This is a genomic window from Nocardia sp. No.11 (assembly GCF_038752175.1).
GTDB lineage: Bacteria > Actinomycetota > Actinomycetes > Mycobacteriales > Mycobacteriaceae > Nocardia > Nocardia canadensis.
Map to the genome: position 1 here is coordinate 1 of NZ_JBCGFB010000002.1, position 25,321 is coordinate 25,321.

The 25,321-nt window shown below is 64.7% G+C and carries 22 protein-coding genes and 1 pseudogene; 14 read left to right on the plus strand and 9 right to left on the minus strand.

The window, feature by feature from the left end; genetic code table 11:
* Positions 1–218, plus strand: a pseudogene (locus tag V8688_RS01095) (keto-deoxy-phosphogluconate aldolase); the annotation flags it as partial.
* Positions 219–414: 196 nt separating this feature from the next.
* Here the strand turns inward: V8688_RS01095 and V8688_RS01100 are convergent.
* Positions 415–582 carry a hypothetical protein gene (locus V8688_RS01100; RefSeq protein ID WP_342799935.1) on the minus strand — a complete coding sequence of 56 codons (168 nt, stop codon included), beginning with the start codon at positions 580–582 and terminating at the stop codon, positions 415–417.
* Here V8688_RS01100 and V8688_RS01105 point away from each other — a divergent pair.
* Positions 581–751, plus strand: a complete 171-nt coding sequence (locus V8688_RS01105; protein WP_342799936.1) for a hypothetical protein — start codon at positions 581–583, stop codon at positions 749–751. The two genes, V8688_RS01100 and V8688_RS01105, sit on opposite strands and share 2 nt — an antisense overlap.
* A 105-nt stretch (positions 752–856) precedes the next feature.
* Here V8688_RS01105 and V8688_RS01110 read toward each other — a convergent pair whose 3' ends face one another.
* The 4 genes from V8688_RS01110 to V8688_RS01125 all read right to left on the minus strand — a co-directional run bounded on the left by V8688_RS01110 (position 857) and on the right by V8688_RS01125 (position 4,615).
* A complete protein-coding gene (locus V8688_RS01110; RefSeq protein WP_342799937.1) occupies positions 857–1,048 on the minus strand; it encodes a DUF1508 domain-containing protein in 192 nt (63 codons plus the stop codon).
* Between the two features lie 831 nt (positions 1,049–1,879).
* Positions 1,880–2,785 carry a LysR family transcriptional regulator gene (locus V8688_RS01115; RefSeq protein ID WP_342799938.1) on the minus strand — a complete coding sequence of 302 codons (906 nt, stop codon included), beginning with the start codon at positions 2,783–2,785 and terminating at the stop codon, positions 1,880–1,882.
* A gap of 67 nt (positions 2,786–2,852) precedes the next feature.
* Complete coding sequence (locus tag V8688_RS01120) at positions 2,853–3,788, minus strand: dihydrodipicolinate synthase family protein (protein ID WP_280216606.1); 936 nt, start codon at positions 3,786–3,788, stop codon at positions 2,853–2,855.
* A 41-nt stretch (positions 3,789–3,829) separates the two neighbouring features.
* Entirely contained in the window at positions 3,830–4,615 is a 786-nt protein-coding gene (locus V8688_RS01125) for an SDR family oxidoreductase (protein ID WP_280216605.1), read from the minus strand.
* 268 nt (positions 4,616–4,883) lie between these two features.
* On the opposite strand from V8688_RS01125, the gene V8688_RS01130 reads away from it, so the two are divergent.
* Together V8688_RS01130 and V8688_RS01135 are read left to right on the plus strand one after the other, a co-directional pair.
* The gene (locus tag V8688_RS01130) at positions 4,884–5,945 is read left to right on the plus strand and encodes a zinc-binding dehydrogenase (protein ID WP_342800000.1); all 1,062 of its coding nucleotides are present in this window, start codon (positions 4,884–4,886) and stop codon (positions 5,943–5,945) included.
* A gap of 19 nt (positions 5,946–5,964) precedes the next feature.
* The gene (locus V8688_RS01135; RefSeq protein WP_342799939.1) at positions 5,965–7,071 is read left to right on the plus strand and encodes a DUF3500 domain-containing protein; all 1,107 of its coding nucleotides are present in this window, start codon (positions 5,965–5,967) and stop codon (positions 7,069–7,071) included.
* Between the two features lie 459 nt (positions 7,072–7,530).
* Here V8688_RS01135 and V8688_RS01140 read toward each other — a convergent pair whose 3' ends face one another.
* A complete protein-coding gene (locus tag V8688_RS01140; RefSeq protein ID WP_280216611.1) occupies positions 7,531–8,568 on the minus strand; it encodes an amidohydrolase family protein in 1,038 nt (345 codons plus the stop codon).
* Between the two features lie 74 nt (positions 8,569–8,642).
* On the minus strand, positions 8,643–9,713 hold the full coding sequence (locus V8688_RS01145) for a porin PorA family protein (RefSeq protein ID WP_342799940.1): 1,071 nt from the start codon (positions 9,711–9,713) through the stop codon (positions 8,643–8,645).
* Between the two features lie 209 nt (positions 9,714–9,922).
* Here V8688_RS01145 and V8688_RS01150 point away from each other — a divergent pair, with 209 nt between their 5' ends.
* Positions 9,923–10,822 (plus strand): NAD(P)H-binding protein, encoded by a 900-nt coding sequence (locus V8688_RS01150; protein ID WP_280216601.1) that lies wholly within the window; start codon positions 9,923–9,925, stop codon positions 10,820–10,822.
* Between the two features lie 555 nt (positions 10,823–11,377).
* On the opposite strand, the gene V8688_RS01155 is transcribed toward V8688_RS01150, so the two are convergent.
* Positions 11,378–12,754, minus strand: a complete 1,377-nt coding sequence (locus V8688_RS01155; RefSeq protein WP_342799941.1) for an MFS transporter — start codon at positions 12,752–12,754, stop codon at positions 11,378–11,380.
* Between the two features lie 366 nt (positions 12,755–13,120).
* Between V8688_RS01155 and V8688_RS01160 the strand changes: the two genes are divergently transcribed.
* The 9 genes from V8688_RS01160 (at position 13,121) to V8688_RS01200 (ending at position 22,850) form a co-directional block, all read left to right on the plus strand.
* The gene (locus tag V8688_RS01160; protein ID WP_342799942.1) at positions 13,121–14,254 is read left to right on the plus strand and encodes a VOC family protein; all 1,134 of its coding nucleotides are present in this window, start codon (positions 13,121–13,123) and stop codon (positions 14,252–14,254) included.
* Complete coding sequence (locus tag V8688_RS01165) at positions 14,251–15,186, plus strand: fumarylacetoacetate hydrolase family protein (protein ID WP_342799943.1); 936 nt, start codon at positions 14,251–14,253, stop codon at positions 15,184–15,186. The genes V8688_RS01160 and V8688_RS01165 overlap by 4 nt, the downstream gene beginning before the upstream one ends.
* On the plus strand, positions 15,183–17,087 hold the full coding sequence (locus tag V8688_RS01170) for an acyl-CoA synthetase (protein ID WP_342799944.1): 1,905 nt from the start codon (positions 15,183–15,185) through the stop codon (positions 17,085–17,087). The genes V8688_RS01165 and V8688_RS01170 overlap by 4 nt, the downstream gene beginning before the upstream one ends.
* Positions 17,084–17,440 (plus strand): DoxX family protein, encoded by a 357-nt coding sequence (locus V8688_RS01175; RefSeq protein WP_342799945.1) that lies wholly within the window; start codon positions 17,084–17,086, stop codon positions 17,438–17,440. Before V8688_RS01170 ends, V8688_RS01175 begins: the two co-directional genes overlap by 4 nt.
* Positions 17,437–19,017, plus strand: coding sequence for a bifunctional 3-(3-hydroxy-phenyl)propionate/3-hydroxycinnamic acid hydroxylase (locus V8688_RS01180; RefSeq protein ID WP_342799946.1), 1,581 nt, complete (start codon positions 17,437–17,439; stop codon positions 19,015–19,017). Before V8688_RS01175 ends, V8688_RS01180 begins: the two co-directional genes overlap by 4 nt.
* Complete coding sequence (locus tag V8688_RS01185; RefSeq protein WP_342799947.1) at positions 18,971–20,185, plus strand: cytochrome P450; 1,215 nt, start codon at positions 18,971–18,973, stop codon at positions 20,183–20,185. Before V8688_RS01180 ends, V8688_RS01185 begins: the two co-directional genes overlap by 47 nt.
* A 16-nt stretch (positions 20,186–20,201) precedes the next feature.
* Positions 20,202–20,399, plus strand: coding sequence for a ferredoxin (locus V8688_RS01190; protein ID WP_280216593.1), 198 nt, complete (start codon positions 20,202–20,204; stop codon positions 20,397–20,399).
* Entirely contained in the window at positions 20,396–21,532 is a 1,137-nt protein-coding gene (locus tag V8688_RS01195; RefSeq protein ID WP_342799948.1) for an FAD-dependent oxidoreductase, read from the plus strand. The genes V8688_RS01190 and V8688_RS01195 overlap by 4 nt, the downstream gene beginning before the upstream one ends.
* 292 nt (positions 21,533–21,824) lie before the next feature.
* Positions 21,825–22,850, plus strand: a complete 1,026-nt coding sequence (locus tag V8688_RS01200; RefSeq protein WP_342799949.1) for an MlaD family protein — start codon at positions 21,825–21,827, stop codon at positions 22,848–22,850.
* A gap of 613 nt (positions 22,851–23,463) precedes the next feature.
* Here the strand turns inward: V8688_RS01200 and V8688_RS01205 are convergent.
* Positions 23,464–24,996 carry an MFS transporter gene (locus V8688_RS01205; RefSeq protein WP_280221550.1) on the minus strand — a complete coding sequence of 511 codons (1,533 nt, stop codon included), beginning with the start codon at positions 24,994–24,996 and terminating at the stop codon, positions 23,464–23,466.
* Positions 24,997–25,321: the final 325 nt, after the last annotated feature.

Below are 25,321 nucleotides of genomic sequence, written 5' to 3' on the forward strand. Positions count from 1 at the left end.
GGAACCAGGTAATTCGCTCTCCGGCTCAGCGGGGGAACCTCAGCCCGACCGGAGGTATCACACCGGCCACCGTCGAGTCCTATCTTGCGCTGCCGAACGTCTGCTGCGTCGGCGGTTCCTGGCTCACCCCAGCACCGGCCATCGAAGCTGGGGATTTCGACTCGATCCGCACGCTCGCCGCCGCAGCGTCGTCATTGCGCGGGTCGAATTCCGGCTGACCGAGACACTTGGCTGGCAGGGCGGTGTGATCCTCGGATGGTCGTGGATGCGGCGCGATCACAATGGCCGCAGCCCAGACTCTTCCTGAGCACCCACCGTTGAGGCCGCGGCTACGGAGTAGACCCCGATCACTGAAAAATGCACTGAAGGATTGGATGACGTACTGAACGATTGGATGACGTCCCACAGCCCAGTTCAACTCCCGCCGCCCGGCAACGGTGCCGGGAATTCGCCCGCGGCAGCCGTCGCGGGTTCGGTCGACAGCAAGCGATCAATGTCTTCCTCGAAGACACCTTCGAACTGCGGGTGTTCGCCAGTTCTCTGAAAACCCAACAGGTCCAAGCGGCTCTCGGCTTCGCCCATGCCTCGGTCGAATACACCCGCACCCCCCGGATCCCGCGACATCGCCCGCGACCGGGGCTGGAATTGGTCGACCTTCATCACCTGGCTCGTCGCCCGCCCCGACTACGCCCGGCTCGTCGCCGAACTCGCCCGGCTCGGCATCGACGGACACCTCGCCCGCGCGTCCTGACGGCACCACGGCTGCCTCACAACCCAGCCTCCGACCCACCTCGCCTATCCCCGGAAAAGACTGAGCCCTGACCGACATCCGGCCAGGGCTCAGTCCTTGCACAGACTACGTCGCGGCCTCGGTGAGGTCGACGATCGTTGCCCCGGCCGCGTTGCTCCGCACCGAGGCGATCCCCTTCTTTGCCGCGTCTTTGCTCGCATAGCCCTGACTGTGGGCGATCACTTCGCCGTTGCCAGCATTGAGACTCCATCGGACTTTGCCCGCGGCGTCGGTGAACAGTTCGAACTTGCCTGCCATGACTACCTCGTTCCACACCTCGAGAACGTGCCTGACAACTCCCGAGCGCAAACGCCTACCTGCGCCAGACCTGCACGGACACGCACCCCACCGCACCCGAACCCGCCGACGGCGATCGTGGTCTGCAAACCCCGATACGCGCCGCACAGGCAGACACCGACGGACACCAGCGGACACCTCCGTCGCCGGCGGAACCACACACCGGCCTGGTGCGTCGATTCTGAGTATGGGAAGACTCGATCGACAGGCCTTGCGCGACGCCGAGCTCGATCCCGACGATCCGGCCGTGTGGGCACACTTCTCTCGGCGTCCATCGGCCGGCGGAACGCACTTCGGGGAGTATTTGCAGCTCAGCAGCATTCCCGCGGGATCTAGCAGATCACTACTTGTATTGCTCAGCGAAGAGCCAACCATGGCAGCCTGACGCGGTCAAAGTTCGGCGCACAAGAAGACCCCTCCGACCGAGGTCAGAGGGGGGTTTCTTCTGTCGGGCTGACAGGATTTGAACCTGCGACCACCTGGCGAACGTTCCGGCTCTCTCGAACATGCTCAAAGCTACTCAATGCCAGCTAGCATCAACATCTTTCGCGAACCCGCCGTGCTCGACGGTTTTCCTGAATTCGCGTTGATTCCGGTCAAACTGTGGGGTTTCTGTGGGGCCGCCAACGTTCTACCTTGCCGGCGAACCGGGCGAGCGTTCCCCACAGTGAATCTGACCCTCGTTACCTCGTCCCTTGCGACGGCGATTCCCTCGGTGCCGTACCTCCATTGCAGCGAACACGCCTCGGCAACGAGACGCTTCGCGGAACTGGATGCCCTCCGGCGACTCGGTCAGCAGCGCAAGGCGCGCGCGGGCACATCGCCCTCCCTGGTCAGTGGAAGTTCGATCTCGCTCAGGAGCTCACGATAGCGTCGAGCCAGTGCAGGCGGATCTTGCCGGCTGTAGGCAACGATCTCGCGGAAGACCCCCGCCCCGACGCGGCGTGTGTGCTCACTCCAGCCACCGGGCACGGCATTGGCGGGGGCGAGAGTGACGCCGAGGCCTTCCACAGCGAAAGACAGTCCTGCTGCGACCTGGCCGGTGCGCGCGACCGCATGGGCGACGAAACCCATACTCGCGCAGAGCCAATCGATGATCTCGCTCATGCCCTGCTCGGGCTCGTACAGCACCCATGGGGCGCTGGCCAGTTCCCGGGCATCCACACGGGCACCGGGGGCGTGGACTTGCGGGCCGACGACGACCAGCTCTTCGAATCCCAGCGACACGATCGGTCCGTCCCAGTCCTGAGGTCGAGGTCCCACCGTCAGATCGCCGTGCCCCGCGCGGGTGGCAGCCTCGAGGTCACGGCGATGGGAATAGTCGTGTAACCGCAGCACCGCGTCCGGGAATCGTGTGTGCCAGCGTGCAGCGCTCGGCGGCAGGATTCCCGCAGCCACCGAGCGCACCGTGAGTACATGGACGTCCCCGCCGGCGCCCGCGAGCACCTGCGCGACCGCCTGCTCCGCGGTGGCGACCTCGGCCAGTATCTTGCGCGCCAAAGGAATCAGAACCCGGCCCGCAGGCGTCAACGACAGCCCGTGGCGGCCTCGCTCGAGCAGCGGAGCGCCCAACTCCTTTTCCAGAGTGCGGATCTGTTGGGACAGCGAGGGCTGCGACACGAACAACTCGCCTGCGGCCGCGCTGAACGAGCCACTGTCCCAAATCGAGACAAGATATTCCAGCTGACGCAACTGCATGCCTGGTGCGGGCTCCTCTCATCGGCGACGCCCCGGGAGTGTGGCATCGATCGTGCCCGACGGGAGCTCAGCTGACGAGCTTGACGCGCTTGTCGCGCCGAGCCAGTCGTTCCAGCAAGAAGTCGACCTCGGCGCGCGCGGAGGTCGAGAGGACAGGCCGCGGCGCACGCTGAGTGTCGCTTGTCAGCAGCCCGCGTCGGGTCATCACATACTTCCGTACCGCCAGGCCGATGCCGGGCTGCTGCTCGTAACGCAACAACGGAAGGTGGGCGTCGAACAGGTCGTGGGCAGCCTCGCGATGGCCTGCGGCCGTCAGAGCGACGACATCGACGAGCAGTTCGGGCACACAGTAGCCGGTCATGGCGCCATCGGCACCGCGTTCGGTCTCGAAGTCCAGAAAGAGACCACCGTTACCGCACAGGATCGACAACCGTGGCATCGCCGATTCTTGTTCGAGGCGGCGCAGAGCCGAGATCTTTTCCAAGCCTGGCCAGTCTTCGTGCTTGAGCATCACGCAGGACGACACCGTCGTAGCGATGCGCGCGATCACCGCTGGGGTCATGACCACCGAGAACGAGAGCGGATAGTCCTGCAATACCAGAGGCACCGACTCCCCCAGTGCCTCCGCCACACCCTGGTAGTAACTCACGATCTGATCGTCGGTACGCAGCGTATTCGGTGGAGCGACCATGACACCGGCAGCGCCGGCCGCCATGACCTGGTCACTGAGAGCACGCATGGGGGCGTATCCCGGGGCCGAGACCCCGACGACGACTGGTAAGGCGGTCTTGTCCAAGACGAACGAGACCAGCGCACTGGATTCGGCGTGGGACAGCTTCGGAGCCTCACCCATCTGGCCCAGCACGGTCACACCGCTCACCCCGGCCGATTCGTAGAACTCGAGCAGCCGGCCGAGCGAAGCATAGTCGATCTCACCGTCGCTGTGGAACGGTGTCGGCGCGATCGCGAAGACGCCGGCGGTATCGCGAGTCAGAACAGCCATGAGTAAATCCTTCTGTGCCAGAGGTGATGTCGAACAGAGACTCAGATGCCCGCGATCAGTCCGCCATCGACGCGCAGCACCGATCCGTTGATGTAGGCGGCGGGAACGCCGGCCAGAAAGGTCACCGCGGCCGCGTACTCACCCGGATCGCCGTAGCGCCCAGCAGGGATCGTGGCCACGCTCTCGGCGTAGACCTGCTCGACGGTTTTGGTTTCCCGTTCGGCTTTGGCTCGGTCGAGGAAGTCGGTGCGCCCGGTGCCGATCCGCCCGGGCACGATCACATTCGCGGTCACGCCGTCAGCGGCAACTTCCCGAGCGAGAGTTTTCGACCAGCCCAGCAAGCTCGAACGCAGAGTGTTGGACAGTCCCAGGTTCGGAATCGGAGCCAGCACACCAGAACTCGTACTGGTGATCACCCGCCCCCAGCCACGGGCTCGCATCCCCTGCACGAGATGGTCGGTGATCGCAATGACCGGAAGCACCATCGACGCGAAGTAGCGTTGCCACACCTGCGCGGACTGGCCGGTGACAGGAGCCGGCGGCGGACCACCCGTGTTGTTGACCAGGATGTCGACTGGACCCAACTCGTTCTCGATCACATCGGCGTTGGCTTCGATCACCGACAGATCACTCAGATCCCATCCCAACGCCACCCCGGCCCCGCCAGCGCGAGCGACCGCTTCGACAGTACGTTCGGCGGCGCCGCGGTCGATGTCGGCCACCGCGACCGCGACCCCCTCGGCAGCCAGCGCCGCCGCGACCGCACTCCCGATGCCGCCTCCGCCACCGAGAACCAAGGCCGTGCGACCCGAAATTCCCAGATCCATTCGTGAATTCTCCTGTTTCGCATCGAACCGCGATCGGCGGGTCCGATATTTCGATCGAAAGTAGCACCGAGTACACCGACTCAGCCAGATCGAATATCCGAAGCCGCCGATAGATGTTTCTTATACACCCTGTTCACAGCAGGCTCAATGAACGAATGCAGACAATTTCCATGGATCTCGACATTTAGACACAGGACTACCCGGGGCCATATATTTGCGTAATTCATCGACTAGACCAGGAGGCCTACAGATGTCGGTTCCGAAAACAATGCTGGCAGCGGTGCTGGGCGAGGCAGGCGTGATCACCACACGCGAACTGCCCGTTCCGCACATCGCGGCCGACGAGGTGCTGGTCCGTGTGCACCGCGCCTCGCTCTGCGGCACCGATGTCAAGATTCGTAGCCGCAAGTTCTTTCCCGACGGTGGGCCGATGCCGTACACCTTCGTCCCGGGTCACGAGTACGCCGGAGTCGTCGCCGCCGTCGGCGACAGTGTGGACGAATTCGTCGTCGGGGACCGTGTCGTCACCGAAGCCCACCGAGGCTGCATGCGCTGCGCCAATTGCCTGTGCGGGGCATACACCGACTGCCTGAACTACGGCAACCGCGACAAAGGTCACAGCACCCAGGGAATGACGGTCAACGGCGGCTTCGCGCAATACGTCGCCAACCCGGTCTCCACGCTGACCAAACTGCCCGAGAACGTCGATTTCGACGCTGCCGTCGTACTCACTACGGTGGGGACGGTCATGCATGCGTTCGACGTGCTGGACTCGCTGATCGTCGGCGCCAGCGTCGCGATCATCGGTCCCGGCCCGATCGGACTGCTCGGCGTTCAGGTCGCCCGCGAGCTCGGCGCTCAGCCGGTCATGCTGATCGGCACCCGCCCCGGCCGCTTGGACATCGGAGCCGAATTCGGCGCCGACACTATACTCAACACCAGCCAGGTCGATGTTGTTGCCGCTGTGCGTGCGGCCACCGGCGGGCACGGCGCCGACATCGTTCTCGAATGCTCCGGCGCTCCGGCCGCGGTCGACACCGCCCTGGCCATGACCAAACGTTCCGGCACCGTCGTGCTCGTCGGCTTCTTCGACCAACCCGTCACCGCGAACCTCAATCACGCGGTCATGAACGGCATCTCGCTGCGTTCTGTCCGCGGCGAAGGTGCCGGGTCGGTCGCACGCGCAGTGTCGCTGGCCGGCCAGGGGCGCCTGCGCACAGAAGAACTGGTGACACACCATTTTCCACTCGAGGCCATCGCGGAAGCCTTCGAGACCTACACCGCTCGCACCGACAACGCCATCAAGGTCATGCTCGATGTCACCGACTGAGCGCGACGTGGCAGTCGCGATGGCGGCGGCCGCCGACGCTTGGCTCAGCTCGCTCACCCCCGGGCAGCGTGACACCGCGCAGTTCGGCTCCGCCCTGACGCCCGACTCCGAGTCCGAACGTCTTCGCTGGTTCTACACCCCCACCGACCACGGCGGCCTGTCGTTGCGCGAGCAGAGCCCCAGCCAGCAAAGCCTGGCCATGCAACTACTGGCCACCGGGCTCTCCGCCGCCGGCTACGCTACCGTCGCCACCGTCATGGGACTCGAGAACATCCTGGACCATGTCGAAGGCTGGGGAGTGCACTGGGGACGCGAACGCGGACGCGACCCGCAGCTCTTCTGGCTGCGGGTATTCGGTCAGCCCGGCGACACCGTCTGGGGATGGCGACTCGGCGGACACCACATTTCGATCAACAACCTCATCGTCGGTGGACGCACCGTCGCCACCACACCCAACTTCCTGGGTGCCGACCCTGCTACCACTGTGCTCCTCGGCTCGACCCTGCGTCCACTGGCGGGACTGGAGGAAGTGGCCAGAGAACTGGCGAGGTCGTTGAGCGGCGAACAATGGCGAAGGGGACTGCTGCATGCCTCGGCGATCTCCGACATCGTCTCGGGCAATCGAGCGCGGATCAGCCACGGCGACACCATGATGCACATGCAAGACCTCTGGCGCGGCCAATTCGACGACCCCGCACTCACCGCACTCGTCGACGACATCGACCGCCGCGCGGAAAGCGCGAGCGGCTACAGTCAGACCGACCACGATACGTTGGCAATTACTCAGGTACCCAAGGGAATTCGCGCGAGCGAACTCGACTCCGCGCAACGCACACTCCTGCGCGCGCTGATCGGGCTCTACACCGGCCGCGCACCCGAGCCCATCGCACATCGCCACAGTGCCTATTACGCCCGCGACACCGTTCTGGATGAAGTCCATTTCGGATGGGCCGGTGCCACCACGGCAGGGCAGCCGCACTACTACCGCATCCAAGGTCCGCGTCTGCTCATCGAGTACGACAACACCCAACGCCACGCCAACCACGCACACTCGGTCTGGCGCGACCCGGTCGGCGACTTCGGCCTGGACACCCTCGCCGAACACCATCGGCACCTCCCCCACTGATCAACCCGCATCAGCCCGTCTCATGCCCGGGGGCCGACGAGCACGAGACGGGCTGGTGCCCTATGTTTCTGGGCGCACCGGGGCGAGGTTTCCGCGGACCGGACGTCGACAGCCGGACGGATCATCCCGAGCGGGTGAAACGGAACGCGGAGGCGACGGCCCATGTGGTCGTAGCGTGTGCCACCACGGCCAAGCGCTCAGGATCGCGACTGACAGCGTTGCCCTGAAACGAAACCAGTAGGCTGGTGGCGACGGGTGGGATGCTGCTGGGCCTGCTCCAAAAGCTCGACGAGTCCAGACGCGGACGGGGCGGCACTCGCCGACCAGATGATCGATCGAGTCCCCAGCGTGTTCGGCATGAACAAGCGTTCCGCGCACCACCTCAGCTCCGGCCCATTGCTCGAACTCCCCGTCGGCCCAACCTGCTCCTGGCGACCGGGCACTGGCATCCTGCTCGGGTCAGGTCCTCTTCGAGGCTACCCGCGCGATCGCTTCGAAGGCGCGATCGCGCAGTTCACGACGCGCCCGAGTCAACAACGGCGCCGTCGGCACCGCGAACGAATCTCCGCCGAAGCGAGAGAACAGCGCGGCGGCATTACCGTGATGGATCGCTTCAAGAGTGTCCGGGCTGACGCCGCCGAACTCGCGCATGCCCGCATCGAACCAGGCCACCGCCGCCTGTGGCGCGAAGGGCCAGTCACTGCCGTAGAGCACGTGACCAGGATCGGCGAAGGCCAGCAAGCTCGGCAACGCCGCCGCGCTCGAGGACAACGCGGTGTCGAAGTAGAAGCCGGCGAACTCCTCGAGCACTTCGATGGGATTTCGGCCGGTCTCACTGAATATCGCCAGCGCCATCCTGTGCGCGGCGTAGGGAACGAACCCGCCACCGTGACCGAGAATGAACCGGATATTGGGGTAGCGTCGGCGAACTTCGTTGCGAACGAGCAGATAGGCGGCGCGACTCGTGTCGAGCAGAAAGTCGGTGGCGAACGGAGGAACGCCGTCCACCGGCGGACCCGGCACGTCGGCCGGATGCACGAATACGATGGCCGCACGCTCATCGAGTACCCGAAACAGCGCATCTTGGCCGCGCTGCCCGATGTAGACACCCCGCGAGTTGCTCAGTAGCACCACACCGTCGGCGCCGAGGGTGTCCAGGGCCCGCGTCGCCTCCGCGGCCGCCGCAGCCACGTCCGGCAACGGCACTGTCGCGAAGAACCCGAATCGGTCCGGCTCCTGATCAGCGATAGCACCGGAGAAGTCGTTGACCGCGCGGGCCAGCTCCGCGGCGTCCTCCGGATCGGCCAGGAAGCTGGTACCCGGCGTCGAAACGGACAGCACAGACGCCCCCATTCCGAATTCGTTCATCACCTCTCGAGCCGAGTCCAGGGACCAAGGTGGAACCTCCCGACCACTGGGAGCGCTGATACCCTTCCCGATCAGCGCCTCCCGGTACACGGGCGGAATTAGATGCTGATGTACGTCTATCCGAACCATTGGCATCACTTCCTGATTCTTCGTTGCCGAGGCGCCCACAAAGTCATACCCACCGGCGTAGGCGCCGGAGTCGTTCAGGCTGGATTGTGCTGGCGTCGACGGCGACTGCGCGGGGCGAGTATGGCGTAGGCGAGGACGGTCGCACCGAGGAAGGCGAGACCGGCAGGGACGACATCGCGAACGGTTGTGACGGTACGACCCAACGCCCTGACTGTGTCCACGACATCGCTGACGCCTTCCGGGGTGCTCTGCACCGACAATCGCATCAGCGGCAGCATCGGAATGGTGGAGTATCCCGTGTTGATTGCGAGCAACGTGGTTTGGTCCTGAGCCAGGAACAGTGGGGCGCTGAGTTGTTCGTCGAGCACGACGGTGTAGACGGTGTGCGAGACGTACGCGAGCATGACCTCGTTGGGCAATTCCGGCAGAATCGTCTGCACCTGGTCGCGGTATTCCAGGGGTAGCCGTGGCGCGATGGCCTGGAGAGCCAGCAAGGGCATAGTGCTGCCGTCCCCGACCGTGGTCATGTTGGCGATCGCGGTGCGCATCGGCGCGAGAATCGTGGAGTTGACGATAGGGGCGTGAAGTAGGCCTTCGAACTGAAAGCCATTGCGGCCCTGTACATCACGGTCCCGGACGTGTTCCAGACGAACAGTGCGGTCGGTGAGAGGGTCGTACATCGCAAAGGGGGACCGATCCGAGCCGATCGATCGAGCCAACACGACACCGCGGCGTTGGTTGGTGACCTCGACCCCGTCCGGAGCCGCCTTCTGGCGGAACGTGGCGCGGTCGATCGCATAGCGGAACTCCGTCTTCAACTCCCCGTCAGGCCGTTGGATTCGGGTGGTCGCATGCAACACCGCGGTGTCGCCGTGGACGGCTTCGACCGCCAGACCGCGCTCTACACGCGCAGGCGCAGGCGGACCCAACGTCATCGTTGCCGGGGCGAGGGTTTCAACGGCGCCATGCATCGACATCGAGGACTCGAAGTCGTCCGGCAGTTTCGACAGTTGTGAATAGAGGACGAACCGGATACCTCCGGCCGCGATGAGCGCGACCGCCGCCAGGACGACCACCATGATGCGGCGCCAAGGCCATCGGCGAGTCTGACGATGGGGAAAAGCGACAGTGTCTTCAGCCTTCATTGTCCTGCTCCGAGAGGTGGCCGCAAGCCGGATCTTCGACCTCGTCCGGCGCATTCCTGGTCGAGAGGAGCGCGTGTTGACGACACCTGCGGGGTGAGTGCGGCCCAGGGTGACCTGCACCACAATGACCGTACCACGGTATCGGCTACTATGTAGCCAATTCTAGGGCGGATTCAGGCGAAGCCGCTCCTGCTGAAGGGCGGAATCAGTTGAACGAGCCGACCAAGACCATTGCCGCGATCGGATGCTCGGGTCGAGTGGCTGAAATCTTCGTGCGTGGGTTGCTGGCCGAAGGGGTTCGCGTACGCCTTTTGGCCCGCGACGCCGAGATCCTGGCGCATCGATACCCCGAGGCGACCATCGTCGCGGGCAGCATGATGAATCCCGAGGACGTCGCGTGCGCAGTCGAAGGCGCCGACGCGGCATTGGTCCTGACCCCGATTGCGCGGCGCAACGATCCGGCTACCGAGTCCAAGGCGGCGAACGCGGTCATCTCTGGCGCCCGGACCGCAAAACTGAAGCACATGATCTATACATCCGCGCTCGGCGCCGGTCGCGCTTCCGGCGTCGGCGTTCTCGAGGCCAAGTACGAGGTCGAACGGTTGCTGGCATCGAGCGGCATCGGATATAGCGTACTGCGGTGCGGATCGTACATGGAGGATGTTTTCGACCCCAGGCTGGATATGCTCGAGAGAGGCCGGTTCTTTCTGCCTATCAATAAATCTCGCCGCATCAGCTATGTGAGTCAGAAGGATGTCGCACCGTTCATCGTGCACGAACTGGTCGGCAAGGGTCGTGTGATCAACGGAGTCGTCGACTTCGTCGAGCCGCGAAGTTACACCGTCCACGAGGTCGAGCGATTACTGACGGTAGCGGCGGGTCGGACGGTCACGGCGCCACCGAGGTTCCCGTTCTACTACCTGTCGCTCGCCGCGCTTCCGCTCTTCCGCTGGCGTGGACATCGACTCTCATCGATTATTCCGTTGGTTCGCCACTGGGACACCCATGGTTCCGTCGCGTCCGACAGTACGGTGGCGGTCTACTCGCCATCGTTCCGCATGACAACACTGAGCGAGCATCTCGCCGGGCTATTTCAGCGTCCGCGGTAGCTCTCACCTGGACTCGATCGGCGTCGCCCGCGCCGATCGAGGCAAGAGACAGGGAGTACCGGCATCTCCATTCCGGTCGTCGGCGTCGAATCCACTGGCAAGCCGACACCCCCGATGAATCTTCTGGCAACAACGGTTGCGTACAACGCCATTGAGAGTCGCCGGTCGGCGGCAGCCCGGTGAGTTCGAGGATCTGCGCATGGCGATTGCCGATCGTATTGTTCGCGGCCCGGACCGGGCCTGGCCAACTGGTGATCCAGGGCGAGATCGTCAAGGCGTACCGGGGTGGCGCTTTACGAAGTCGGATCGCGACATCGAGTAGTTCGCGGGCGATGCTCGCAGCGCCGAAGATGCCTTGCACTGGGACTCGACAGCGACGCCGGCGACCGGGCGACGCGGAGGTCGATATACAGGAGGCCACCACGAAGACCACGGTTCGACATCCAGCGAGCGGCTGTCAACCACGTCGGTTTCGAGTCCACGCCCACGGTTGCGCAGAGCAGGGGTTGGCGCGCAAGCGGTGATTGTGGCGCGGCAGGTCGGCGGGTAGGAAAGTCACCGATGTCGACCAGTGGCGCGCCTGTTCCCGGGAGAGACGTAGCTCCGCAGCAGGCCGAGCCCTGCCAGGACACCCGCCGAGGAGATCGCGGCATAGCCGAGCACTATGCCCCATTGCGCGCTTCGTGGCTGACTGACCACCTGATCTGCTGTCGATGAGACGAATCCGCTCATGCCGAGAACGAAGCCGTAGGCACCCGCGCCCACAGCACCTCCGATCGTCTCGCCGGCTGACCACAGCCCTGCGAGAACCCCCGCACGGCGATGGCCGGACTCGACCGCGTCGGCGGCCAAGATATCAGCGAGCATTGCCTGCGGCAGGATTTGCGCTCCGGCGAAGCCGATTCCGGCGATCAAGATGGCCACACAAGCCACCTCGAACCGCACCGACTGCTCAACGCGAGGCAGCGCGGCAACGGCGACGGTGCCCGCGCCGAGGATCGAAAGCGCCACCGTCAGACAGGATGCTTTGCTCCAGGCAACCGCGGCGCGGCGCCACGCCGGCATCGTCAGCAGCACCGGCCCCACCGCACACAGGAACAGCGGTGCGAGCGCACCGTCCGACCCGAGGAGCTGGATCGCCAAATACGGCAGCCCGGCCAGCGTCACGGAGACAACCACCTCGATCAGCACGAACACGCCCAGCAGCACCCGAAACGGCCGGTTCCGCCAGGCCGTGCTCAATGCTTCACGCAGCGAAGTCACCTTCAGTGCCTCGGCCGCCACCGCAGCGCGGGTCGATCGACGAGCACTGTAGATCGCGCCACTCGCTCCGATGAAAATCAGACAACCCATGACGAGCGCCATCACAAAGTAGCCCTGACGTCCCCCGCTCTCGCTCCCGGTGAGCGCGGATGCCACCGCGGCTACGACGATCATCGCCACGGCCTGCCAGGCGGTGCGCCACACCATCATGGACGTGCGTTCCGCAGAGCTTCCTCCGAGCTCGGCGGGCAGAACACTGTAAGGGATCACGAAGGCCGAAAAGCCGAGCCCCGCCACAACCAGCGCGGCCCCCACCCACAACGCGGCGCCGTTGCCACTGATCGGGGAGAAGAAGATGGCCACAAATCCCGGCGCGAGCACCACAGTTCCCGCGATCATCCACGGTCTGCGAGGGCCGAGTCGCGACACGGTCGAGTCGGACAATCTCCCGATGAGAGGGTTGTAGACAAGATCGAGCAGCTTGGGTACGAGGACAACGAATCCCGCCACTCCGGCAGCAACACCGAGGACGTTGGTCAGGTAGTGCAGGAGGACCAGACCAGGCACCATGCCATATGTTGCTGTCGCCAGGGAGCCCAGGCCGTACGCCACTCGAATGCTCGGTGTGAGGGAGTACCCCGACGAGGCAGCAGCGGCGGTCAGCGTCACGTTCCGCCCCCGCTGCCCTCGAGCACGACCGTCGGGATCCGGCCAGATGTGTAGTTGACGGTGGGCATGTCCCTCCTGCTGCCATGTCGATGCTCGTACGCGCGTTGCTCATGACTCGCTGAACGTCGCGCCGTCGCGCGTGGCCGGCCGTTCAGCCTTCCCGGCGTCGTCCGCACGACGCGGGTACACGCCGTTTACGGTAACAGTGTTGCCGAATTATCTTCGCCGGTCAAACCCCCATGCGTAGGCCGCGCTGTCGATCATTGCCCCGGAGAACTTCTATTCACTTCTGAATAGTTCATCAAACACTATTGACTGACGGTTGCGTCGTGAGTGACGATATCCTCAGTTAGGAAGGAGTGATCCATGGTCGACCTGCACGATCCACACCAGGACCTGCACAGCGAGGCCGGCGCTCTCCCCGGTGAACACCCAGGGAGGGCGCGGAACCCGGTGATCAAAGTGCGCGATCTCGCATGGCTGGAGTTCGAGAAGCCAGATCTCGACGGTGCCGAGCGCTTCGCGCACGCCTTCGGTTTCCGCACCGCCGGCCGCAGCGCGACCGAACTCCATCTGCGCGGCACCGACGCCGGAGCACCATGTGTGCTGATCCGCCGCGGCGGACGATCGCGATTCCTCGGACCGGCCTTCCTGGCCACAGAGTCCGCCGACTTGCACCGGCTGGCCTCATACACCGGATCAACGGTGACAGCACTGCCGGACAGCCTCGGTGGGCTGACCGTCGACCTCAGCGACCCCAGCGGGCTCGCGGTGCGGATCGTCTCCCAACCTCATACGCTCCCCGCTCTGCCCGCGCAGCAGCCACGAACGCTCAACATCGGGCACGATCTCGAACGGGTCAACCACACCCAGCGCCCGCCCCGCACCCCGGCCGGGATCCAGCGCCTCGGGCACGTTGTCGTCCAGACAACGCGCTACCGACAAACTCTCGACTGGTACCTGGACAACCTGGGTCTGATCGTCAGTGACTTCCAGTACTACGCAGGCCAACGCGACCGTGGTCCGGTGATGAGCTTCATCCGCTGCGATCGCGGCGAGACACCCACCGATCATCACACGCTCGCCCTGACGCTCGGCCCGAGAAATCGGTATGTCCACTCGGCGTATCAAGTCTCGGACCTCGACGCTCTCGCCGCGGGCGGGGAGTACCTTCTCGACCTCGGATACCGCCGATCCTGGGGCATCGGCAGACACGTCCAGGGCAGCCAGATCTTCGACTACTGGCGCGACCCCGACGGATTCCTGGTCGAGCACTTCACCGACGGCGACATGTTCGATCACACCGTCGAACCCGGCTGGGCACCGATGACGGCTTCCGGACTATCCCAATGGGGGCCGCCGGCGACCACCGACTTCCTCGGGCTGAGCCCGGGCCGCGAGTCGGTATACGAGGCACGGGCCCTACTCGACGCTTTGCGCGATGACAACGAATTCGATCTCCACCGCCTACGCGGCCTGTTGAAAGTAGCCAGCTCATGAGCATTTCCGTGCTCCGCACCAGCGACGCATGGTGGGTGCAGACACCCGTCGGCGCCGCCCGTATCGATACGCACGCGACAACCACCAAAGAGCTACTCGCCGACCGTATGGCCGTCGAGGCCGCCCGAGCGTCATCCGACCTCGTTCCGGTCGAGAGCCTTTCGCTGATCTCGCCGGTGACCACGCCCTGCCGAGTCGTTGCGCAGATGACCAATTTCGTCTCGCACGTGAAGGATTCCGGCGGTGATCCGGCGACCGTCCCACTGACCTTCTTCCGGAAGGCATCCGGATCCATCAGCGGCCCCACCGACGACATCGAGCGGCCTGCGCACGTGCGCTTGCTGGATTACGAGGTCGAGATCGGATTGGTCATCGGCCGCGAAGTGCCGGTGGGCACCACCATCGATGCCGACAATCTGGCCGAGTTCGTCGCCGGCCTCGTCGTCACCAACGACGTTTCCGCGCGTGACATCCAGCTGCCGAAAACCCAGTTCTACGAGGCCAAATCGTATCCGACATTCACCCCGGTCGGCCCCGCACTCGTTCTCGTCGACGCCGAGGAGCTCAAGCGGTTCACCGACCTTCGGCTGCGGCTGTGGGTCAACGGTGAGGTCAGGCAAGACATGACCGTCGCCGACATGATCTACAAGCCCGCCGAAGCACTCCAGTCGCTCACTCGCTTTCAACGCCTCGACGCCGGAGATCTCGTCCTCACCGGAACCCCGGTCGGCACCGCGATCAGCGCGCCGCCCAAGCCGGTCGAGCTCATCGGATCGCTTCTCCCGACGGCGTTGAAGTGGCGGCTGTTCTTCAAGGGCCAAGCCAAGAACCCGAAGTATTTGCAAGACGGTGACGTCGTCGAAGTCTCCGTCGCCACCGACGACAACGCGATCGATCTTGGCCGTCAGCGCACCACAGTGAGGTACAAGTGATCACCGACAACGCAGCGGCGACCGCGGAATTGTGGCCACAATACGCCGAACCGGGCGACCTGCTGGCCATCGAATCCATCCCACTGGCCGAGCGCGGCCTGCCACAGTCGACATACGCGCTGCTCGCTCGCGCCGCACGCTTGTGGCCCGAACGAGTCGCACTCACCGTTCTGCCCGAAGCGGCCCGCTGGCAGGAACCCTTCCAGCACACATTCGGAGAGCTGCTCGCCGATGTCCATCGGTATGCGAACCTGCTGCGTCGACTCGGTGTCGGTCGCGGTGACGCGGTCGCGCTGATGGCTCCCAACTGTGCCGAGCTCGTTCCCGCCACACTCGCCGCGCAGTTGGCCGGAATCGCCGCCCCGATCAATGCCGCTCTCTCGGGCACACATATCGAGGAACTTCTGCGTCGCTCCGGCGCGCGAGTTCTCATCGCCGCCGGACCTGACCTGTCCCCCGAGACTTGGGAGACCGCAGCGGCATTGGCGACCGATGGTCTCGTCGACGTCGTGCTCGTATTGCGCCCGACCGGCTTCGCCGCGATCCAGCCACTGCCCGTGCTCGAGGCAGCACACCTCGGATACCTGGATGTGCTGGCCTCCGACGAGATCTCGACCGGCTTCTCCGGCGAGCCCCCTCGATCCGAGGACTTGGCGAGCCTGTTCCACACCGGTGGCACCACCGGCCTACCCAAGCTCGCGGCACACACCCACGGCGGTGAAGTAGCCAATTCCTGGATGATCGCCGCCAACTCGCTGCTCGACACCGACGACGTTGTCTTCGCGGCTCTCCCGCTCTTCCACGTCAACGCATTGGTGGTCACCGTGCTCGCGCCGCTGTTCAAAGGGCAGCAGGTGGTCTGGGCAGGACCGCTCGGGTACCGAGACTTCGGTTTGTACGCCAACTTCTGGAAGATTGTCGCGCACTATGGCATTGCCGCCATGAGCGCAGTCCCCACCGTGTACGCGGTACTCGCCAACTGCCCTCTCGACGCCGATATCAGAAGTCTTCGCTACGCAATGGTCGGTGCCTCGCCACTCCCGCCGGCAGTCCGTGACAACTTCGAGCGCCATACCGGAGTAACGCTGGTGGAAGGGTACGGGCTCACCGAGGCGACCTGTGCCACCGCACGCAGCTTTCCCGACCTGCCACGTCCTGGGGCCGTCGGCCAGCGTATGCCTTACCAGCAGGTGAAGGTGGTTCGTGTCGGCGACGATGGCTCGTACGAGGACCTTCCCCCGGAAGCGACCGGTGTCCTGTGCGTCAGCGGCCCGACGGTGTTCGCCGGATACGTCGTCGGCCGCACCGACGACGGACATGTGCTCGACAGTCTCGGCAGCGTGGTGGACGGCTGGCTCGAAACCGGCGATCTGGCGCACATCGACAGCGACGGCTTCATCCACCTGCACGGGCGCGCGAAGGACCTGATCATTCGCGGTGGGCACAACATCGACCCTTCGACCATCGAAGACGCGCTGCTGTCGCATCCCGCCGTCACCGCGGCGGGTGCGGTAGGCCGTCCTGACCCGCATTCCGGCGAGGTACCGATCGCGTACGTGGTCCTCAGCACCGGTGCCACCACCACCGAATCCGAACTTCTGGAGTGGGCGTGTGAGCGGGTCCCCGAACCCGCCGCCGCGCCGAAGGCCGTGGTTGTGCTCGACGCATTGCCTGTCACCGACGTCGGAAAGCCCTACAAGCTGGGATTGCGTGCCGACGCGACGCGACGCGCGGTCGCCGAAGCCCTCTGTCACATCGACGGAGTACGCGCCGTCAGCGCGGCGATCACCGACGGCGAGGTGGTCACGACCATCGAAACCGATCGCGACGCCGATCACGCCGCGGTCGAGACGGCGTTGAGCTCGTTCGCCCTGACATGGAAGGCAGTGAGCCAGGCATGAGCATCCCGACAACTGCGCTGACAGTGGTATTGACTGCGGAATTCACGATATTCGGCATCCTGAAACTCACCGCTGCGAAGCAAATGCGAGACCGGGCCGCCCATGTCGGTATGTCGGTGATGACGTACCGATTGATCGGGGCACTTGAAGTCGTAGGTGCTGCCGGGTTGGTGATCGGGACGGTCTGGTCACCGGTGGGGTTGGCCGCGGGTATCGGTCTGGTTCTGCTGATGGTCGGTGCCATCACGACACACCTGCGAGTACATGACAAGCTCGTGGAGGCGGTCCCCGCGATCATGACGCTCGTCCTTGCGATCAGCTATGTCGCACTCGTCCTGACGGTGGATCGATGACCACCCACGACGCGCCGGTGATCATTGTCGGGGCCGGCCCCACCGGCCTTACCACCGCGCTCCTGCTCGCCCAGTACGGAATCGAAAGTGTGGTGCTGGAACGGTGGGAGACCGTGTACCCGCGGCCACGCGCGGTGCACCTCGACGGTGAGACCCGCCGGATCCTTGCACGTTTGGGCATCGACGACCAGTTCGCCGCAATCTCCCGCCCCGCGCTGGGGCTACGGCTACTCGACCGGCACATGCGGGTGCTGGCTCAATTCGACCGCGACCCCGTCGGTGGTCGAAGCGGCTATCCGGAAGCCAACCTGTTCGATCAGCCAGTCCTCGAAAGCATCCTGTGGGCAACTGTACTTCAGCAGCCCGGAATCACCATCCGCGGCAACGTCGACGTCAACGCGGTCACCGCTGACGATGACGGAGTGCGAGTCGATTTCACCGACCGGGCATCCACCGTTCCCGAGTCGATGACAGCAAGTTTCGTACTCGGCTGCGATGGCGCCAACAGCGTGGTTCGAGCCGGCATCGGCAGTGCGATGAAGGACCTCGGGTTCGAACAAACCTGGCTCGTGATCGATATAGCCACTGATGTCGAACTCGGCGAATGGGAAGGCGTGCATCAGGTTTGCGACCCGTTTCGCGCCGCGACCTTCATGCGGATCGGCGGGACACGATACCGGTGGGAGTTCCGCCTGCGACCCGGTGAATCCGCGGACGACTACGCGGACATCGCCGCCATCCATCCGCTGATCACGCCATGGACCAGACGGACCCCGATCGAAGAGCTCGAGTTGATCCGGGCCGCGGAATACACCTCGCGGGCGTGCATCGCCGACCAATGGCGGAAGGATCGAATCTTTCTGCTCGGCGACGCCGCGCACCTCACACCACCGTTCATCGGCCAGGGTCTGGGCGCCGGATTGCGCGACGCGGCCAACCTCTCCTGGAAACTGGCCGGCGTGCTCGCCTGCACTTTGCCGGCAAGCGTGCTCGACACCTATGAGGTTGAGCGAAAGCCACATGCACGAAGCCTGATCGAACTCGCGAAATTCACCGGTACCGCCATGACCGACGGGGGCGAGTTCGGCAACCTGTTGCGCCGCCTGATCGCGCCACACCTGCTCCGCATCCCTGGTTTCGACCAGCTGGTGACCGGAGGTCAAACGCCTCGGCTACACCGATCGGACCTTGTCGGACCCGCTCGGCTCGGCACATCCCTGAATGGGTCGCTGGTTCCCAACGCCCGTGTCGAGGCAAACCTCCGCTTCGATGCTCTCGTCGACGGTCGATACGCGGTCGTCACAGTCAGCGAGCCGAGCCCTGCCGACGTGGCCGCGATCGAACAGTCCGGCGGCGTGGCCGTGACCGCTCAGCCAGCCAGCGAACTATTGGCATGGCTGCGGTCAGGCCATACCTACGCCGCGCTGATCCGCCCGGACGGCATCGTCCAGCACACCGCTAAACGAGTCTCGGATCTGCGGACTGCTCTTCCCAACTTCGATATTCGTACGTCGCCGCCATCCGCGAACGATGGCGGCGAGACCGACCAAAGGAGCTTCGATGCTGAAGCGTGCTGACGTTCCGACCTATCGCCCAGATCTCTACTCCGAGGCGGCGATCCGTGACACCTACCCCCACTACACCCGTCTGCGAGAGCTCGGGCCCGTGGTGTGGCTGGCGAAACAACGCGCCTACGCGCTGCCCCGTTATGCCGAATGCAAGAAAGTACTTCGCGACGACGAAGCCTTCGTGTCCGGCGAAGGAGTAGGGCTGAATCCGATCACCAATCGCCTCTCCCGCGGAACCACGCTCAACAGCGATGGTGACGAACATTCGCGGCGCCGCGCCCTTCTGTCCCACCGGCTGACCCCACGAGCCTTGCGGTCGATGCACGAGACGATCGATGAACAGGCCACCGCGGTGGTCGCGGAAGCTGTCGCGCGCGGAAGTATCGATGGTGTCGATCTGGCCACCGCGCTGCCGATGTCGGTCGTGCCCGACCTCATCGGGTGGCCCGATCACGGCCGCGAACATCTTCTGCGCTGGGCCGGAGCCACGTTCAATGCTCTCGGCCCGCTGAATGCACGGTCGGTACACGCGGCGCCGGCCGGACTGGAGATGATGCACTTCGCCCGGCGCATCTCCCGCGATCGCGACATCAAGCCCGGCGGCGCGGGTCTCGACGTGCTGCGAGCTGCCGACGAAGGCAAGCTCACCCACGCCGAATGTCCGGCGATGATGGTGGACTACCTGGCGCCGTCGCTGGACACCACGATCGGCGCCATCTCCGCCGCGCTCTATCTGTTCGCCACCAATCCGGATCAGTGGAACCTGCTGAAGGCCGACCCGAGCCTGATCCCCAACGCTGTCAACGAGGCTGTTCGCCTCGAGTCTCCGGTCCGCGCCTTCTCCCGCAAGGTCACCCGCGATACCGAGATCGCCGGTGTCAGCCTCCCTTCCGGTTCCCGGATCGTGGTGATCTACGGATCCGCCAACCGCGATCCGCTCGAGTGGGATGCTCCGGACACCTTCGACATTCGACGTGACGCCTCGCGTCAACTCGGATTCGGCCACGGAACCCACGGCTGCGCCGGGCAAGGCCTGGCCCGCCTGGAAACCCAGGCCATCCTGCGCGCTCTGGTCGATCGAGTCGACCGCATCGAGATCGCCGGCCCCACCGAATGGGCCATGAACAACATCATCCACCGCTTCAGTCGCCTGCCGCTGCAACTGATCCCCGCCTGACAGAGAGGATCCCCCGATGAAAATTACTGTTGACTACCCTCGATGCGAGGGTCATGGGCTCTGCGCCGAACAAGCGCCCACCGTATTCGGTCTCGACGACGAGGGCGAGTTGATCTATCACTTCGACGGCGCGGATATCCCCGATGCGCAGATCGCTGTCGCACGGGCGGCCATCAATTCCTGCCCGGTCGCCGCTCTGCGAGAGCAGCGATGAGCCACCCCGGGGCGGTCGTCATCGTCGGTGATTCGATCGCCGGCGTGACGGCCGCACGCGAACTGCGCGCCCTGGGCCACGATGGCCGGATAACTCTCGTCGGAGCTGATCGACACGGCGCCTACTCCCGGCCACCACTGTCGAAGGCCGTGCTCAAAGACGATTCCGCCGACAACACGCTCAGGTATCACCTCGACGAACTCGACGTCGAGGAGGTTCGTTCGTCAGCCACCAGCGCGGATATCGACCACAAACGAATCGCCACCGTCGGCGGACACCTCGTGGACTACGACGCGCTCATCATCGCCACCGGCGCGAAAGCGCGGCGCCTCGCCCAGTCAGGCCAGCACGGTGAGTTCGTATTGCGGACACTCGACGACGCGCTCGCCCTGCGGACGCGGCTCGACACGGCCGCTTCAGTGATCGTTGTCGGCGCGGGATTCCTCGGTATGGAGGTGGCCAGCGCCTGCGTCGCCCGGGATATCCCGGTGACCGTTGTCGATGTCGACCGCCCACTCGAACGAGTCCTCGGGCCGTACCTGTCGACGCTGATCACCGAACGCGCTGAGCGAAGTGGTATTCGCGTCATCCGAACGCCAGGCCATGTTTCCCTGTCCGGAAATCCGGTACGGGGTGTCGCCCTGCCTGGCGGTACCGAACTGTTGGCGGACCTCGTGGTGAGTTGCGTCGGAGAAACGCCCAACACAGCCTGGTTACAGGGCACCGGCCTGGCCGATCACATCGGCATCGGTATCGACGACACCTGCGCCACCGCCATTCCGGATGTCTACGCCGCCGGCGACGTGGCCTACCTGCGGAAAGCGGCTAACCGGTCCGCTTTCTGGTCCAACGCAGTCGCGCAGGGACGGGTCGCTGCGGCGTCAGCGCTCGGTCACACGCCGACCTCGGCACCCAGTGATGACTACTTCTGGACAGAGATTCTCGGAATGAGCATCAAAGTCCTCGGGTCCCTGCCATTACGCGGCGCACCGAGCAACATCGACGGCGACCCGGCCGCCGGGTCCGCCCTGCTCATCTGGAACCGCGTCGGCGAAAGCCCCACGCTCGTCGCCTATGGCATCCGCAAGCCGGTCACGAGGCTCCGGACGATGGCTGCCTCGCTGACTCCCTGAAGCCCAGGTCATCGACTGCCGCTTCACCGCCGCGACCACCGTCCGATCGAGACGAACGTCCGCGATCCGCACCACCTGCCCTCATCAGATTCGCTGTTGCCGAATCAATCCCAGCGTCCTACCCCCGCTTTCCTGACGTCCTCGCCGTCGACGAGCAAGGTTCGCCGGGCGCCGACGCGTGCTCCGCATCGACGCTGCCGAGCACTCGATCCATGAGCCCACCAGCAGGCAGCTGCGGGCATGCCGTCTCCGTCAATTGGAAGGAACAACAGTGCGAACTCTGCGGTGCTCGATGCCGGACCCCATTCGCATCATTGCGGTAGGCGCGGTGGCCGCAGCGCTGACGAGCTGCTCGGCGTTCTCCGCCGATGACACCGTCGGCCGCACGACCAAGATCACCGCCGATTTCGAGAACATCGCGGGCATGTACGAGGGCAACGAGGTCATGGTCCTCGGCCTCGCGGTGGGCAAGGTCGACAAGATCGTCCCCAAGGGCACCTTCGTCGAGGTCCACATGACCATCGACGCGGGCGTGAAGATTCCCAAGGAAGCGATCGCCGCGATCGTCTCGCCCTCGATCGTCACCGACCGGCACATCGAGATCACCCCGCCCTACACCGGCGGTGAGGAGATGGAGTCGGGTCAGCACCTGACCAAGGCCAGCACCAGGACCCCGGTCGAGCTGGACACGATGATCAAGACCATCGACCAGTTCTCGGCCTCGCTCAAGCCCGAAGAGGGTCAGGAAGGGCTCGGCCCGCTCTCGGGCCGGGTGCTCTACCCGGTGCTCAACGGCAACGGGCAGAAGATCCGCGAGACCCTCGACGCGCTGTCGGCGGCACTGAAGGTCGGCGTCGACAACAAGGACGCGATCTCCAACATCATCATCAAGCTCAACGAGCTGACGACGATGCTGGCCGACAACGACCAGTCGGTGCGTGACTTCAGCAACCGGGTGACCGCCATGTCGGGCCTGCTCGCCGAGCAGGCGCCCGGCCTGCAGGCCACCCTGGACCAGCTCAACCAGTTCCTGGCCAACACCTCGACCACCTTCGGCGAGCACGCCGACGAGCTGTCCGCCTCGCTCACGGGGTTGACCAACGTCAGCAACCAGCTGCGCGCCAACTCGGGCGCGATGGTCGAGATCGTCGACATCGTGCCGCTGCTGATGCAGAACATCGACGGCGCCATGGACAAGCAAGGGCGATACTTTCGGAGCCACGCCCTGATCGGTCCGGCGCTGTCGGGCGAGATCATCAGCGTGTTCTGTGAGCGGNCATGGACAAGCAAGGGCGATACTTTCGGAGCCACGCCCTGATCGGTCCGGCGCTGTCGGGCGAGATCATCAGCGTGTTCTGTGAGCGGGTCCAGATGCGCGCGGACGGCTGCCGATCCGGCGACATGCAGGAATTCGGCCCTGACTACGGACTCACCGCCGCGTTGCTTGGGCTGACGAAATAGTCGAAGTAATGAGGCCAATGATGAGACGCTTGTTGGGGCGGCCGGCATGAGGTTGATCGTGGGAGATACGCGGAATGGCGTCCTAGGTCGGCGCTGATCGGCAAACCTACCCGCCACCAGCGCAAACAGATCATCCGACCCAGCAGCCCACGCAGCAAGGCCCTCATCGAACGACATCAGACCCACATCCACTTCGAAACCCGCTCAGCCGCACCGGAATCACCGGGATCATCTCGTCGGGGGGGTCCCAAACCTGATCATCTGACCCACTGACGTGCGTGGAGCAGGAAATAGCACCGCACCGCAACCACTTTCATCGGCGCGCAACCAGGGGCGGCCGACGACAGGAGTGGCGTTGTCGAACGCTGTCAGCGCCCACGCTCGCGAGTAGCACCCGCCATAGGGCCGAACAGACTTCGACGAGTCCGCACGGATACGTGAGAATCGCGTCCAATCGACCCGGCGAACGGTCACTGCGGGGCAGTCTGCGTTCGAGGCGCGTGGAGCAGTGCGCCGAGCGCGGCGACCGCGACGATGACCGCTACCACGACCAGCGATGCCGACAGTCCTTCGATGAAGGCCGAGCGAACGGCCATGGCCAAGGGCTCACCTTGTGGGCCCAGTTGCGCGGCGGCCTGCAGCCCGCCGGCCGCGGATGATTCGACCGCGTGAGCGGCTGTGGGCGGCAGTTGGTCCAGGTCGGGCAGTGACGATTCGTAGCGACTTGCGTACACAGAGCCCATGAGAGCGATGCCGATCGCGGCTCCCACTTCCCGGGTGGCGTCATTCATCGCGGACGCTACGCCTTGCTGGTCGGAGCGCAATGATCCGACGATGACCGAGGTGCCCACGGCGCTGGTCATACCCACCCCGAGGCCGGCGAGCACGAGCCCACCGAGAAAAGGAACGTAGCCGGAATCAATGTGCAAGAACGACAAGGCATAGATGCCCGCGGAAAGCAGGAACAAGCCTGCGCTCATGACCGCTTTGATCCCCAGCCGTTCGGTGAGTCGGGGAGTCAGCACACTGACCGGCATAACGACCAGCGCAATCGGGACCAGCGCTGTCGCGCTCTTCAAGGCGCTGTATCCGAGGATCAGCTGCAGATACTGCAGGCCGACAAAGAAGAAGCCGAAGATGGCGAGGAACTGGACCAGCACGGTGACCGCTCCAGCACGAAAGCCGGGAATACCGAAAAGGCGTGGATCGAGTAGCGCGTGTTTGTTCCGGAACCCGAGCACGGCGTACAGCGCCAGCGCCGCTGCGGAGATGGCGAAGCTTCCGACTACCAAACCGCTGGTCCAGCCGGCTTCGCTGCCTTCGATGATGCCGTAGACGAACGCGCCGATCGCAACCGCGCTCGTGTAGGCACCGAAGTGGTCGAGAGGACGACCTTCCTCGTCGCGGGTGTTGGGGGCGAGGACCAACGCCAGCAACCCTCCGACCACTGCCATGACCGCGCTGGCCACGAAAATTGATCGCCAACTCCATACTTCGAGAAGCAGTCCGGCGAAGAGCATGCCGAGGATCGCGCCCGCGGCAGCGAATCCGGACCAGATCGCGACGCCATGGGTGCGGCGATCTGCCGGAAATGCCGCAGTGATGGTCGACAACGTACCCGGCATGATCATCGCGGCTCCGATGCCCATCACCGCACGCCAAGCGATCAGCATCGATGTCGTATCGGCGAGTGCCGCCGCGGCCGACCCGATCGCGAAGACCACGGTGCCGCCGATCAGAACGTCGCGGCGGCCGAACTTGTCACCGAGCGCACCGATCGGCAGGACCAGCGCCGCCAGCGCGACGGTATAGGCATCTGCGATCCAGGTCAGCGAAGTCGTCGAGGCCGACAGATCCACCGCCAGCTCGGGCATCGCCAGATTGAGCGCAGACACCGAGGCGACGACCAGCACCAGGCAGGTGCACATCGCCGTCAAGATTCCTCCGGTCCCTGCCCGCCCTGCCGGAGCCGCGTTTGCCGAGTTCGGCGCGGTTTCGTCCACGTCCACTCCTCGATGTCTCGGATTCGCGGCTCTGCCGACTGATGAGCCGTCGACTCACGCGCACATCCTGATGGGTATCACTCGAGCTCTCTCGAAGAGCGACCACACCGCAATCGATCAGTACGGTACCACCACGTCTGACGATTTCCTCATAAGCGTGCCGATGGTCAACGATCAGCACCCCGCGCATCTCGCGAGACGTCAGCAGACTGGCGGGGTAACGTCACCGCCACACATCCCGCCCGCACCCGTCAGCCATTCTATCTGACGAGTTCGTCAGGACTGAACCCAGAGGCTATGCTGGTTGGCGACGTCACGCGAGAGG